Genomic DNA, 452 nt, shown 5'->3' on the forward strand with positions numbered 1-452 from the left:
AATGCCTGAACCAGCATTGGTTCCTGACCCTTGCGGATGCCCGCGAAAAGATGGAGGATTGGCGTAGATACTACAATGAGGAAAGACCTCATGGTGCGATCGGCAACAAGGCGCCGATCTCGTTGGTGAATTCGGGAGGCGCAACCAGCCCGCCTCCCTGAATAAGCCGGAAAACTCTAGCATCCGGTGGTCCAACGTTTGGGAGCGGTTCAAGACCGCCGAGGCTCTAATCGCCGTCAGCGGCAGGTCAGGATCGAAAGCTTCAACATTTTTCGATTGGGAGCTGGGTGCGATTGTCTCCAGTTTTCGGATCCGTTGTCCTGCTGATAGTCGCGGTCGACCTAGCGGTGCAAGTGATGCCATCACGACACCGTCTGTCGGCTTTGTCTGATCGGCGACATTAGGTTTGTTTGGCAGTTTCCTGTGGTGGTTCGGAGTAACTTTCTGAAACC

At 54.6% G+C, this 452-nt stretch carries 1 protein-coding gene; it reads left to right on the plus strand.

Features of this window, described 5'->3' with window-relative positions; genetic code table 11:
* A partial coding sequence (locus QWJ46_RS31160) for an integrase core domain-containing protein (RefSeq protein ID WP_302756401.1) occupies window positions 1–161 on the plus strand: 161 nt, incomplete at its 5' end.
* Window positions 162–452: the final 291 nt, after the last annotated feature.

The sequence above is a fragment of the Rhizobium sp. CBN3 genome (assembly GCF_030518245.1).
Taxonomy (GTDB): Bacteria; Pseudomonadota; Alphaproteobacteria; order Rhizobiales; family Rhizobiaceae; genus Rhizobium; species Rhizobium aethiopicum_A.